Below are 12,561 nucleotides of genomic sequence, written 5' to 3'. Positions count from 1 at the left end.
CCCAAACCTCGCTTCCGGAACACCCGGTCAGGCGCTCCCCGACGACACCGGAACGCGAGCGCCCACCTGAATAAGCGTGGCGCCCGCGTCTCGGGTTCAGTTCTCGAATCAATCAGGCAAAAATGTCCATTGGCACTATCTGTCACCCAGGCTGGTCTCGTTACACGGCCGAGACCATGCACCTGACCGTCCGGCCGCCAGCGCCGGTCTACTCGTCGCAAACCATCGCACCAATCTACCGGTGCGCTCGCCCCGCAACCAACCACCTCCATAGCCGCCGAGCATCGGCCCAGGTAAAGCCTGCGACCCACGTTTGCTGACGCTTGTCTGCGTTCTCACATCCCCGCTGGATGACCTGTGCACCGCGGCGACTGAGTGATGGATCACACCGATTGGTCTGCTGTGCTGAAGTGGGTGTTACCGGGCCCTGGCCGGGTCGTAGAGGTGCGACTGGGCGCAGTCGATGGACGTGGCCAGCGCGCGGCCGACCAGGATCACCGCGGCTTGACGAAGGCCTGCCGCCTCCACCTGGTCGGCGATATCGGACAGGGTGCCGCGCAGGACGAGCTGTTCGGGTTGGCTGGCGCGATAGACGACGGCGACGGGGCAGTCCGCGCCGTACTCGGCGACCAGCTCGTGTGCCAGCACTCTGATCCGGGTGATCGCGAGATGCAGGACGAGCGTGGCACCGGTGGCGGAGAAGTTCGCCAGCGCCTCACCGTGCGGCATCGCGGTGGAGCGCGCCTGGGTCCGGGTGAGGACTACCGACTGGACGACCTCGGGAACGGTCAGTTCGGTGCCGAGGGCGGCCGCCGCGGCCGCGTAGGCGGGGACGCCGGGGGTGATGTCCCACGCCACGTTGCGGGCGTCGAGCCTGCGGGTCTGCTCCGTGAGAGCCGAATAGAGCGAGGGATCGCCCGAACACAGCCGGGCCACGTCCTTGCCCGCCTCGGTGGCGCGCACGAGGTGGTCGATGATCTGGTCCAGGTTCAGGTGCTGGGTGTCGATCAGTTCGGCGCCGGGCGCGCAGTGGGCGAGGACCTCGGGGTCGAGGTAGGTGCCCGCGTAGAGGCAGACGGGGCTGTCGCGCAGGAGGTTGACCGCTCGCACCGTGAGCAGGTCGGCGGCGCCGGGGCCTGCCCCGATGAAGTGCACAGTCATAGTCGGGAGTCTAGGAGTGCCCCCGGCGCGGGCAGACAAGTAGGTTCTGTGTCGGACGGCAGGTGTCGGCGACGAGGAGACGGGGGTCCGCGATGCGGGTTTCGAGTAGGTCCGGTGGGGTGCGCGGCGCAGGCGCTTGCGCGGTCGTGGTCGTGGCCGCCACGCTGGCGACCGGGTGCTCGGGTGAGAAGGTCGCCGGTCAGGCGACCGCCACCGCGGACAGCTTCGCCCCGTCCTCGGACAACCGTGACCCCTCGCTGCAGATTCGCGGCGTCGTCGTCACCGAGATCGCGCCCGGCCAGCAGCACGTTCGGCCGAACCAGCGAGTCGCCTACCCGGCGATCCCCCCGGTGGGCGGACCGCACGACGCGCAGTGGGCCGCCTGCACCGGCGTCGTCTATTCGAAGGCCCTGCGCACCGAGAACGCGGTCCACTCGCTCGAACACGGCGCGGTGTGGATCGCCTACGACCCCGCGAAGGTGAGCGCGCAGGATCAGGCGGCGCTGAGCGCCAGGGTCACCGACCGCCAGTACACCCTGATGTCGCCCATCCCCGACATGAACCACCCGATCTCACTGCAGTCGTGGGGCCACCAGCTCGCCGTCGACTCCGCCACCGACGAACGCATCGACCAGTTCATCGTCGCCCTCCGCGAAAACCCGTACACCACCCCGGAAGTCGGCGCGACCTGCTCGTCTCCACTCTTCGACCGCACCGATCCCCCGCCGTACGACCCGACCCCGCCCGGCCCCGACGCGGTCCCGATGACCGGCGCCCGCTAGCCCGTCATATCGAACTGCGCGATGATCTTCGTCGGCCGCACCCGCACCACCAGTTCGCCCGCGACCCCGTTGCGCTGACCGAATTCGTCCGCCTTGTCCGGGCCCATGTACCGGGCGGCGATGGCGGTAGCGGTTCGCACGAGCTCATCGAGGTCTTCGGACAGCGTGACCGTCCCCTGCACCTCCACCAGCGCGTACGGCGGCTCCTCGAGGTCGACGCACACCGCGACACGCGGATCACGCGCGAAAGCCCGCCCCTTGGCCGTGTTCTTACCCGTATTGAAAACCAGCTCGTCACCTTCGACGACGAACCACACCGGCGTCACCAGCGGACGCCCGTCCGCCGCCGCGAACGCCACCTTGCCCGTTCGCGTTCCGTGGGAAAGAAATTCGCGCACCTTGGGATCAGACAGAGAGGCCATGCGCCCAGGGTAAATCACCACAACGGCCTCCCCCGGTACCTGCGGGCGGCCTGTCAGCGGCGCTGCGCACGCACCGTTCATGCCGCACGAACGCTCATCTCTACATGCATCCCCGCCGCGACAACCATATTCACCAGCGCGTCCAAACTGAACAAACTGATCTTTCCCCGCATCAGATCCGAAACTCGAGGCTGGGTCACGCCGAGCCGCTCAGCAGCCGACACCTGCGTCCAGCCGGAATTCTCGATGTGCTCGGTCAACGCGATCATCAGCCGCGACCGCAGCCGCATGTTGGAGGCATCGGGCAAAAATCTCGATGCTGGCCTTTCCAAGGTAGATCCACACTGGGACGGCAAGGCCAGGCAGTCGTATGGCGATTGGTCCGTCGCACAGGCGGCCGCAATGAAGTGGGAAGGCCCTGTAGGAAGAATTATCTGCGACATACTCGGGATTGTTGCAGATAAGATTCGCGAGGCCGTTAAGTGGGTCCTTGAAAAGATCTGGGAACTACTTGAGTCCCGCATCAAAATAACCAGCCTAGAAGGTCTCATCAAATTTGTCGCCAACAAGATCCCTGTTGTCGGTACGGCGAATGAGATCCGCGAGATTGGCACACGTCTTTATGAAATAATTAAGGGTACCGTGAATATGGTTTTGGAGATAGTTAACCTCAGGGATCAAGTCATCCATCTACTAGAGGTGATCAAGGATCCGGCCGCGGCAGGTAAAGCCAAACTCACCGAGGTGCTGGAACAGAAGATCCAGCCACATTTGAAGAGAGCGGCCGTTGCGACAGATACAGCCAAGATTGCGGACCTGAACAGTACGTTGAATCGACCGAAAAACGACTTCGAAGCCGGTTCCGGCAAAGACCCGTGGGCGGACGCATGAAACCGGAATGGCCAAGCGATCGAGAACCGAACCTCGACCCGGCAGTAGAAGAAGCCGTCCGCGGGGTAATGGCAGCGATTGCCGATCTGGATACAGCGGTGATAAGGGCCCAGAATCTCGATATCCAGGCAGTCCTCGACGAACTAGCCGAGGTGAACGAAGGATACTTGCTCAGTCTGTCCACTTTGTCGGATGCATCGCCCGAACTCAAGGCGTACGCGAGCCGTGTACAGCGCGGGGAATGCCAGTGGTCCGATATCGAACTTGCACAACCTGTGCCGCCCGAGGTGTTCGAACTGAAGAACTCTCCAATGTTTGAATGGCGGCTTTTCCCGACGCCACCTCCGCTGGAGGTCGACCCGACACCCGCACGTCCACAGGCGTCTCAACACTTGTACGACGACTACGACGAGGACGATCAGACTCCCGAAAGCTGGCTCGAATAGGGCTGCACCGCTTGGCCATGTTGCTGAATTATTAAGCGGCAGTGGCTGTTTCAGTCGATCAACTCAGCCTATGCTTGCTCACCAGATGTCGGTCCACGTGGGGCGCTCATGTAAGTCAAACCCGGCGCGCCGCCCGCGCACAAGTATGGGCATCGAGGCGCCTTGAGGAAACCTCGAGTGGAACGCCATCGCACGGCGGCGCAGGAAGTCGGTGAATTTGTAGTCCTTCCGTAGTCGATAGTCACTGCCGGTCTCCGGATGCGCGAACTGCACCTCGATTCGGACACGGTGTTGGCCGAAAATGCTGGCCCTGTTCAGCCGCCGGTAGCTCGAATCAACCACCGACGCTGCAATCTTCGTTCCTGATCGCCGTAGATAAGATCGCCGCCACCGCCAGGCTATGCCGAGTAGCTGGATCCACAGAATCATCCCGATCAGCACGCTCGTCGGCAACGCCAAAGTCACGGCGACATCGTGATCCGACCGTATCGCGAGCCAGGCGCCGAGGTTGACGAACGCGGCGACGAAGAGCACCGCCGACAGTCCCGCTACGGCCACCCAAATGAATTGCGCGACACCGATTGAACTGCGCCTGTCCCCCACCTAAGGTTTCCTTTCTCTACTGTGCCTAATAATCATTCGGATATAGAGGTGATCTCTTCAGAGCTTACGATGCAAACCTCGTCGGGCATAACAGTGCGGTGCCGATCCGGGGTCAGGTTCACATGCTGTCGCGGGCGCGGCTACGCGACATTTACGGGCGTTAACCTCGATCTTTCGTCGAGCTGACGTGTCGGCCTGACGGGTTTCGGATTGCCGATTCGATCGTAAGATTCCGGGTTGTGGGCAGGTCAGACAGCCCGCGCAGCGGGCTGTCTGCCGGGTTCCACGAGTCCGGATAGTTCGATTTCCTCGGTCGAAGGGACAGGTTTCGGTGCTCAGCCAGGCTGCAACCGGGCAGCGGCGGTAGTGAGCAACTCGGTCCAAGGTGCGTGCCTGGCCAGGTGGAGCGGGGTTATGCGGGCATGCCGGGCGATTCGTCCGGCAGCGGAAAACAACCGCAGCCGAAGCGTTTTCGGTTCCCACCGACGAGCCCGATGATCATGCAGGGCCAACGTTTGGCACCATGCGGTCAGATCCATCGCGAGCGCGATCAACGCGAGCCAGATCCGGTTGGCATCGAACCCGTGGAACGGCAGATTACGCAGGCCGGTGTCTTTCGCGTTGCGGATCCGGTCCTCACAACGGGCCCGCTGGCGGTGCCGTAGTTCCAGGTCAGGCAGCTGACCGCGGGTGGTGTTGGTGACGAACGCAGTCAACCGCAACCCGTCACAGTCGGTGAACCGCAACTACGCACCTGGATGTGGGCGTTCTTTTCCGACGATCAGCCGCATCCCTTCCGGCCAACCGGTCAGCTCGGTGATGCCGGTGACCTCGACGACCCAAGCCCCGTGACGAACTTGGCTGTCGGCGTCGTAGGCCGGGGTCCAATCAGTGGCCCTCAAGTGGGTGCCCATGTCGGTGACGATGTCGTCGGTGAGGGTGAAACCGATCGAGTACTGCAGCCGGCGACAGTGGCAGTAGTCGAGGAACTCGTGGGTGCCGCCACCAGAATCGGTGCGCACCAACACGTTCCGGCCAACATGCCAAGACAGTTGCCCTGGTAGCTGGGCGATGGCCTCGCGAAGGACGTGTTTGTGATCAGCGGCGGTATTGGACCCGGCGTTGCCCGGGCGCAGCATCGCCGCGGCAGGTTCCCCGGTCCCGGCGGGTCCGTGGTCGATGAACGACGATAAAGGGTGGAATCCAAAGCCGCGCTTGAATGTTGGTGCCGCGTGCTCCTTCTCCGAGTGTGCGTCGGTCAGCGATGCGTCGAGATCGATGATCAACGGATTAGCGTCGCTGACGCCATGGTCAGGGGCGTTGATCCCGGCCACCGCCCAGGCCCTCGCTCGTGCATCCGTGCGGGCAGAATCGATGGCGGCCAACGCTTTCGGTGCATCAACGGCCAAAGCGTTGATCGTTCGCGAGACTGTCGGGTCCGAGGCGACCAACCCGAACACGCCGGGCTCGGCCCGCAACAACGCCAGATCTGATGCGCAATCACCACCGACCGCGAGCATGACGGCCAGATCCAACACGATCTTGCCGGGGTCGTGGACGGCCAGTGGTTTCCGTCACGGACGTAGTTGTTCGGATAAACTGCTGGTCAACCCGGTTTTCTCGGCTGTGCGGAGTAGCAGTGTCGTGCCGGCGTCTGACACCAGTCCTGATCCGTCACCGTCGATGACCGTCCGCGGGTAGGGCGATATAGACTGTTTCACCAGAAGGGTGCTCCCCGAACTCGATATTCTTTCCTTCGCAAGAAGAATTATCGTAGGTCAGAGCACCTTTCGCCATTTCAGCGGGGTATTGCCACCTGGCTCGATGAATTCACGAGGTTAAGCGAGGCCGAGACAATTCGGCGCCGCAGGAGTGGGAGTTTTACGGGCGTTGGACCGGAACGATCGTGACGACTCCTTCGCTGCCCTTGAAATCGTCGGGATTGGTGGTGAACAGGGGGAGCCGACGAGCGGCGGCGACTGCCGCGATCATCAGATCCGCTTCTCGGCGTCGGGGTTTGCGGCCGTAGGCGATCACGCCCGCGGCGATCAGTCCGTACTGTCGTGCGGCCTCCGCATCGAATGGCAAGGGGTCGAACACTGCCTCTGTCCGCTGCAGGCGAGCGATGCGCTGCGCCCGCTCTATCGCGTCGTCGGTCTGGTGGACACCGGCGGACAGCTCGGCAAGGGTGACGGTGCTGGTAAGCAGCTCACCGGGCAGCGACTCTCTTGGCAACTGCTCCAGGTAGATCAGGATGTTGGTGTCGGCAAGTCCACGCAGGTGCTTGGCGGTCACTCAGCTTCTCCGGACCGCGGTGCGCGGAGGTAGGCGTCGAAGTGGGCAGACCCATCGATGTGCTCGTCCTGGTCTGCCCTGAATCGTTCGAGATCCATCGGCGGTAGGTCTCCGAAAGCAGCGAGCAGCTCATCGACCGGCACGGCGCGACGCCGCCCCAGCTCGGTAGGTTGATTGATGTAGTCGTCGATAGCCGCCAGGGCAATCTGCTGCATCGACGTGTGTTCGGCCTCCGCACGACGGCGCAGTGCGGCCGTCTGCTCCTCAGACAATCGCAGAGTCATAGCCATACAGCCATGATACCGCCAGGTATCATGGCTGTCGATCGAACAGCTGGTCTCGCCGGTAGCGACTGCACTGTCCGATCAGATCGCGCCCTGAGCACGTGCGGTGGCGACGGCGGAGGTGCGGGACTTCACGCCGAGTTTGGCGTAGATGTGGACGAGGTGGGACTTCACGGTGGTTTCGCTGAGGAAGAGTTGTTTGGCGATGTCACGGTTGGAGAGGCCGGCGGCTACCAGGCGCAGGACTTCTACTTCGCGGGGGCTCAGGGTGGTGTCAGCTCGGCGGACTCGGGTCATCAGGCGGGAGGCGACGGTTGGGGAGAGGACGCTTTCGCCTGCCGAGGCGGCGCGGACCGCGGTCAGGAGTTCGGTGGGTGGGGTGTCCTTGAGGAGGTAGCCGACGGCGCCTGCTTCGATGGCGCCGAGGATGTCGGCGTCGGTGTCGTAGTTGGTGACGACGAGGACGTTCGGCGGGGTGGGCAGGGCGCGCAGGTCGGCGGTGGCGGCGGCACCGGAGCGGCCGTCGCCGAAGCGCAGGTCCATCAGGACCAGGTCGACGGGGGTGGCGGCGCAAAAGGCCACTGCCGCATCGGCATCCGCGACATCGCCGACAACGGTGATGTCGGCGGCGGAGTCGAGGAGAGCGCGCAGGCCCGCACGGACGATGGCGTGATCGTCGGCGAGGAGGAGGCGGATCATGAGGCCGCGCCGAGCGGGAAGGTCACCGACACGGCGGTGTGGCCCGGTTCGGATTCGACGGTCATCGCACCGCCCTGTTGCTCGACGCGGCTGCGCATGGCGGCGAGGCCGAACGCACCGGATCGGCGGTGGCGCAATATATCCGGCTCGATGCCGATGCCGTCGTCGACGATGTCCAGGTGCGCGTCGGTGTCGTCGTAGGTGAGGGTGACCCGCATGCGCTCGGCCTGCGCGTGCTGCACCACATTGGCCACCGCGCTCTGCGCGATCCGCACCAGTGCCGCCTCGACCGGCATCGGCAGTCGCTCCGGCAGGCCCTCGACGAGCAGCTGCGTGGTCAGGGCCGGTGACTGTGCGCGAAGGCAGATGCGTTCCAGCGCCTCGGCGAGTGACTGACCGTCCAGCGCGGCGGGTGACAATTCGTCGATGAGCCTTCGGGTTTCGGCCAGGTCCTCGGCGGCCGTCTCACGCGCGAGCCGAATGCGATCCAGCGCGGGATGATCCGGCGCGGCCTGCTCGGCGGCGTGCAGGAGCAATTGGATACTGCTCAGACCCTGGGCGACGGTGTCGTGGATTTCCTTGGCGAGGCGTTCGCGCTCGGCGAGCTTGCCCGCCGTGCGTTCCTGTTCCGCGAGAATCGCTCTGGTGCCGATCAATTCGTCGATCAGCCGCTCGCGCTCGACCGCCTCACGACGCAGGGCCTGGTAGCCGAGCCCGATCCCGATCGCCACCAGCGCGCCGAGAACAGGCCCCACCACCGCACCCGCGGACCAACCACGATGCGCCGCGAACCCGATCACACCGACCGCGGTCGCCGACACCACCGCGACCAGATTCCACGGCCGTGGCAGCAGGCGCAGGTAGACGAAGAACAGCCCGAACGCCAGGTAGACCGCATCAGGGGTGAGCGCGAGCAGGACCAGCCACAACACGGTCAGCGCCGACAGCCACACCCACACCGCCGCCCCATCGGGATAGGCATGCGAACGCGAGCGAGGGAACTCGGTCCCCGCGAAATACACCAGCAACCACATCACCGTCAGCGCGACCACCGCGACACCGTGACCGCCGCCGCCGGGCAGCAGCGCGCGCACCGCGACCACCACCGCCAGCACCGTCACCAGCACATGCAGGCCGAGGCGCAGGGTGGTGACCACCGGGGTCAGGGGGGACGAGTGCACGTCGACCAGCTTATGTGCGGCAACCACACGGGCATCCATCGAAAGATGTAAACGCCGCCAGACCTTGGATGGACGGCGTTTCGTGCGCCGGTGCGATGGCGTCGACCGACGAGAACGACAGAGTGGAGTCATGTTCGTCGCACTCCGAGATCTGCGAGCCGCCCGTGGCCGCTTCCTGCTCATCACCACTGTCGTGCTGTTGGTGGCGGTGCTGGTGAGCTTCCTCAGTGGCCTCACCGCTGGGCTGGCGCACCAGAACATCTCCGCCGTCCAGGGGATCGATGCCGACCGGGTCGTTTTCGCCGAGACCGGGGCCGACCCGTCTTTCGACTCGTCGGTGCTCACCGAGCAGCAGATCGCGCAGTGGAAATCGGCGGACGCGACCCCGATCGGGATCTCGCGCACGAGGGCCGAGCACGCTGGTGCCAGCCCGACGCAGGTCGCGTTGTTCGGCGGCGACCCGTCGGCGTTCAGCAATCGCCCTGCTACCGAACCCGGTGCGGTGGTGCTGAGTTCGGCGGCGGCTCGTGAACTGTCCGCGGGCGCCGGCGATGTCGTCCTGCTGGCGGGCCACGAGTTCACCGTCGCCGACGTAGCCGGTGACGAGTGGTACAGCCACACCCCCGTGATCTGGACGAGCATGCAGGACTGGCAGGCCGCCAGCCCGCGCGCCGGCGCCGCGACCGCGCTCGCGGTGACCGGCGATGTCCCCGGCGGCCTCGACGCCGAAGCCGGAACACACTCGCTGCCCGCGAAGGATGCCGTCCAGGCGATCGGCTCCTACCAGGCCGAGAACAGCTCACTCACCCTGATGACCGTGCTGCTGTTCGCCATCTCGGCGCTGGTGATCGGCGCCTTCTTCACGGTCTGGACCGTGCAGCGCCAACCCGACATCGCCACCTTGAAGGCTCTCGGCGCGACCACCGGCTCCCTGGTTCGCGATGCCCTCGCCCAAGCCGCGATCGTCCTGACCGCGGGCGTCACGGCGGGCCTCGCGATCACCGCCCTGGCCTCACTGTTCCTGGGCGAGGCGATGCCTTTCGTGCTCAGCCCCGCGACGACCCTGGTCCCCGCGCTGGCCTTGATCGTCCTCGGTCTCGCCGGCGCCGCTGTCGCCCTGCGCTTCCTGTTCACCACCGACCCGCTGACCGCGCTCGGCGCGACCCGCTGACGAACCCATGACGACCGTCGCCCGCACCGATGCCGCAGTCGCGCCGCCGATCCGGTGCACCGCGCGACCAACCGAAGGATCCACCGTGGCAATCACTCTCACCGACGTCACCCTCACCTACCCCGACGGCACCGGCCGTCTCACCGCCCTCGACCGGGTGAACATGCACGTCCCCGGCGGCACCATCGCCGCGGTGACCGGCGCGTCCGGATCAGGGAAGTCGAGCCTGCTGGCCGTCGCCGCGACCCTGATCCGGCCCGACTCGGGCACGGTCGTGCTCGAAACCGAGTCGGCCACTACCGATCTGGCTACGCTGAGCCGCCGAGCGGCCGCCACAGCTCGCCGGAACTCGATGGGCATCGTCTTCCAGCAACCGAATCTCATCCCATCGCTCACCGCCGTCGAGCAGCTGGAAGTGACCGCCCACCTCGGCGGCCCGAAGCGGGCATCACGGGGTGCAACCACTACCCGCGCCAAGGAACTACTCGAAGCGGTAGGCCTGTCCGAACAGGCTCACAAACGTCCCGCCCAGCTCTCCGGCGGCCAGCGCCAGCGCGTCAACATCGCCCGAGCCCTGATGAACGACCCCGCCCTGCTCGTGGTCGACGAACCCACCAGCGCGCTGGATTCCGAACGCGGCGCCGCGATCATCGCCCTGATCACGACCATCGCCCGCGAACACCGCGCCGCCACCATCCTGGTCACCCATGTCCCGACCCACCTGCACCGCATGGACGCGGTCTACCGCATGGCCGACGGCCGCCTCACCGGCGTCCCCGTCCCCGCGCCTGCCTGACGCTGCTGCCACCGGGCAGACTGGGCCTATGAGCGATCCGAGGCATCTCATCGTGGTGGATGCGGCCAATGTCATCGGCTCGCGCCCCAACGGTTGGTGGAAGGACCGCGCGGGCGCCGCGCGCAGGCTTCTCGCCGACCTGGCGAACCTGACGACCCGCCTGCCCGAGACCACCGAGGTCACCGTCGTCCTCGAAGGCGCGGCCAAAGCCGCCGCCGACGGCGCCGAACCCTCCGCGCCGCGGATGAAGGTGGTCCTCGCCGAACGCTCGGGTGACGACAAGATCGTCGACGTGGTCGCCGAGTCCGATTCCCACGAGCAGATCACCGTCGTCACCGCCGACCGCGAACTCCGCACCAGAGTCGAAGCCCACGGCGCCGAAACCGTCGGCCCCGGCTGGCTCTGGAACCAGATCGAAGCTTCACCCGCTTCGGGTGAGGACAGGACCGAGTCGAGCTGACAGGCTGACTTCGCTCCTCGTCGCGGGGATTCGGTCATGGAGGTGTGATGGCGGATACGCATGCCCCGGACGTCGATCCGGTTGCGGTCATGCGCTCCAAGCGGTACCTCGTGGCCCTACTGCTGGCGGCGGCTCTGGGCATACCGATCTCCTTGGTCGCGTATGGCTTCCTGGCCGCGGTAACGAAGATCCAGCAGTTCCTGTTCAGCGACCTCCCGGGCGACGTCTTCTCCGGTGGCACGCCATCATGGTGGCCACTGCCCTGGTTGGTGCTCTGCGGCGTGTTGACCGGTGCGACCATCCGCTACCTGCCAGGCAACGCCGGTCACTCTCCGGCATTCGGGTTCCACGCCGGAGGCACGCCGGTCGACAAGGAAATGCCGGGCATCATCCTGGCGGCACTGGCCACGCTCAGCCTGGGGGCCGTCCTCGGTCCGGAGGCCCCGCTGATCGCGATCGGCGGCGGACTCGCGGTGCTCACGGTGCACCTGCTGAAGAAGGACGCGCCTCCGATGGCGCTGGTGATCATGGCGTCGGCGGGCAGCTTCACCGCCATCAGCACCCTGTTCGGCTCGCCGATCCTGGCAGCGTTCCTGATCATGGAAGCCGCCGGAATCGGTGGCGCGACGCTGAGTCTCGTCGCGGTACCGGGACTGCTCGCCTCCGGTATCGGTGCCGTCGTCTTCGTCGGACTGGACAGTCTCACCGGACTCGGCACGTTCTCCCTCGCGCTGACATCCGTTCCGGCGGCGGTGAACCCGACTCTGGCCACGATGTGCTGGGCTGTCGTCGTCGGCGGGATCGCGGCACTCCTCGGCTGGGCGATCCGCTGGGCCGGGCTGGCACTTCGACCGCTCGTCCACACCAATCGCATTCTCGTGACGGCAATGCTCGGGTTGCTCATCGGTCTTGCCGCCACCGCCTACCAACTGATTTCCGGGAACAGCTTCAACCAGGTGCTGTTCTCCGGCCAGGACGCCCTACCCGAACTCGTCGCCCACGCCGCCGACTATTCGGTGGGTGTCCTGCTTCTGCTCGGTCTCTGCAAAACGGTCGCCTATTCGATTTCGCTGAGTGCGTTTCGTGGTGGACCGGTGTTCCCGTCGATCTTCATCGGCGCCGTTCTCGGCATCGCGATGAGCGGACTGCCGGGCATGAGTATGGGTCCGGCGATCGCGATGGGCATCGGCGCGATGTGCGCGGTGATGCTGCGCCTCCCGTTGACCTCAGCGCTCCTGGGTGTTCTGTTGCTCGGTACCGATGGCATATCGGTGACTCCCCAGGTGGTCGTCGCTGTGGCCGTGGCCTTTGTCCTGATCAATGTCCTCCCGACCACCCCAGCCGAAGAAACCGGCTGACGGCGCTTCCGA

15 protein-coding genes and 1 pseudogene are annotated in these 12,561 nt (G+C 65.5%); 7 read left to right on the top strand and 9 right to left on the bottom strand.

Annotated elements, in window-relative coordinates:
- Positions 1 to 417: 417 nt before the first annotated feature.
- Complete coding sequence (cobM, locus tag ACWF99_RS23410; protein WP_452537354.1) at positions 418 to 1,161, bottom strand: precorrin-4 C(11)-methyltransferase; 744 nt, start codon at positions 1,159 to 1,161, stop codon at positions 418 to 420.
- Between the two features lie 92 nt (positions 1,162 to 1,253).
- Between cobM and ACWF99_RS23405 the strand changes: the two genes are divergently transcribed.
- Positions 1,254 to 1,943, top strand: a complete 690-nt coding sequence (locus ACWF99_RS23405; RefSeq protein WP_452537353.1) for a DUF3105 domain-containing protein — start codon at positions 1,254 to 1,256, stop codon at positions 1,941 to 1,943.
- On the opposite strand, the gene ACWF99_RS23400 is transcribed toward ACWF99_RS23405, so the two are convergent.
- Together ACWF99_RS23400 and ACWF99_RS23395 are read right to left on the bottom strand one after the other, a co-directional pair.
- Positions 1,940 to 2,365: a PPOX class F420-dependent oxidoreductase gene (locus ACWF99_RS23400; RefSeq protein ID WP_378634433.1), complete on the bottom strand. Its 426-nt coding sequence runs from the start codon at positions 2,363 to 2,365 to the stop codon at positions 1,940 to 1,942. The two genes, ACWF99_RS23405 and ACWF99_RS23400, sit on opposite strands and share 4 nt — an antisense overlap.
- Positions 2,366 to 2,442: 77 nt before the next feature.
- On the bottom strand, positions 2,443 to 2,634 hold the full coding sequence (locus tag ACWF99_RS23395; RefSeq protein ID WP_452537352.1) for a helix-turn-helix domain-containing protein: 192 nt from the start codon (positions 2,632 to 2,634) through the stop codon (positions 2,443 to 2,445).
- Here ACWF99_RS23395 and ACWF99_RS23390 point away from each other — a divergent pair.
- Together ACWF99_RS23390 and ACWF99_RS23385 are read left to right on the top strand one after the other, a co-directional pair.
- The gene (locus ACWF99_RS23390; RefSeq protein WP_452537351.1) at positions 2,612 to 3,256 is read left to right on the top strand and encodes a hypothetical protein; all 645 of its coding nucleotides are present in this window, start codon (positions 2,612 to 2,614) and stop codon (positions 3,254 to 3,256) included. The genes ACWF99_RS23395 and ACWF99_RS23390 overlap by 23 nt on opposite strands.
- Positions 3,253 to 3,702 carry a hypothetical protein gene (locus ACWF99_RS23385; protein WP_452537350.1) on the top strand — a complete coding sequence of 150 codons (450 nt, stop codon included), beginning with the start codon at positions 3,253 to 3,255 and terminating at the stop codon, positions 3,700 to 3,702. Before ACWF99_RS23390 ends, ACWF99_RS23385 begins: the two co-directional genes overlap by 4 nt.
- 78 nt (positions 3,703 to 3,780) lie before the next feature.
- Here the strand turns inward: ACWF99_RS23385 and ACWF99_RS23380 are convergent, their stop codons facing one another.
- From ACWF99_RS23380 to ACWF99_RS23355, 6 genes and pseudogenes are all read right to left on the bottom strand, one after another.
- Complete coding sequence (locus ACWF99_RS23380; protein WP_452537349.1) at positions 3,781 to 4,305, bottom strand: hypothetical protein; 525 nt, start codon at positions 4,303 to 4,305, stop codon at positions 3,781 to 3,783.
- A gap of 335 nt (positions 4,306 to 4,640) precedes the next feature.
- Positions 4,641 to 6,026: pseudogene (locus ACWF99_RS23375) on the bottom strand (IS1380 family transposase).
- A 160-nt stretch (positions 6,027 to 6,186) separates the two neighbouring features.
- Positions 6,187 to 6,600, bottom strand: coding sequence for a PIN domain-containing protein (locus tag ACWF99_RS23370; RefSeq protein WP_452537348.1), 414 nt, complete (start codon positions 6,598 to 6,600; stop codon positions 6,187 to 6,189).
- Positions 6,597 to 6,890: a hypothetical protein gene (locus ACWF99_RS23365; protein ID WP_452537347.1), complete on the bottom strand. Its 294-nt coding sequence runs from the start codon at positions 6,888 to 6,890 to the stop codon at positions 6,597 to 6,599. Before ACWF99_RS23365 ends, ACWF99_RS23370 begins: the two co-directional genes overlap by 4 nt.
- A gap of 75 nt (positions 6,891 to 6,965) precedes the next feature.
- Complete coding sequence (locus tag ACWF99_RS23360; RefSeq protein ID WP_452537346.1) at positions 6,966 to 7,583, bottom strand: LuxR C-terminal-related transcriptional regulator; 618 nt, start codon at positions 7,581 to 7,583, stop codon at positions 6,966 to 6,968.
- Positions 7,580 to 8,764 (bottom strand): sensor histidine kinase, encoded by a 1,185-nt coding sequence (locus tag ACWF99_RS23355; protein WP_452537366.1) that lies wholly within the window; start codon positions 8,762 to 8,764, stop codon positions 7,580 to 7,582. Before ACWF99_RS23355 ends, ACWF99_RS23360 begins: the two co-directional genes overlap by 4 nt.
- Positions 8,765 to 8,894: 130 nt before the next feature.
- On the opposite strand from ACWF99_RS23355, the gene ACWF99_RS23350 reads away from it, so the two are divergent.
- The 4 genes from ACWF99_RS23350 (at position 8,895) to ACWF99_RS23335 (ending at position 12,549) form a co-directional block, all read left to right on the top strand.
- Positions 8,895 to 9,935: an ABC transporter permease gene (locus ACWF99_RS23350; protein WP_452537345.1), complete on the top strand. Its 1,041-nt coding sequence runs from the start codon at positions 8,895 to 8,897 to the stop codon at positions 9,933 to 9,935.
- 85 nt (positions 9,936 to 10,020) lie between these two features.
- Positions 10,021 to 10,731: an ABC transporter ATP-binding protein gene (locus ACWF99_RS23345; protein WP_452537344.1), complete on the top strand. Its 711-nt coding sequence runs from the start codon at positions 10,021 to 10,023 to the stop codon at positions 10,729 to 10,731.
- Positions 10,732 to 10,759: 28 nt separating this feature from the next.
- Positions 10,760 to 11,191 carry an NYN domain-containing protein gene (locus ACWF99_RS23340; protein WP_452537343.1) on the top strand — a complete coding sequence of 144 codons (432 nt, stop codon included), beginning with the start codon at positions 10,760 to 10,762 and terminating at the stop codon, positions 11,189 to 11,191.
- Between the two features lie 47 nt (positions 11,192 to 11,238).
- The gene (locus ACWF99_RS23335) at positions 11,239 to 12,549 is read left to right on the top strand and encodes a chloride channel protein (RefSeq protein WP_452537342.1); all 1,311 of its coding nucleotides are present in this window, start codon (positions 11,239 to 11,241) and stop codon (positions 12,547 to 12,549) included.
- Positions 12,550 to 12,561: the final 12 nt, after the last annotated feature.

The sequence above is a fragment of the Nocardia sp. NPDC055002 genome (assembly GCF_053608825.1).
Note: the sequence above shows the minus strand (reverse complement) of the source record. Positions and strands in the feature narration are given on the sequence as shown.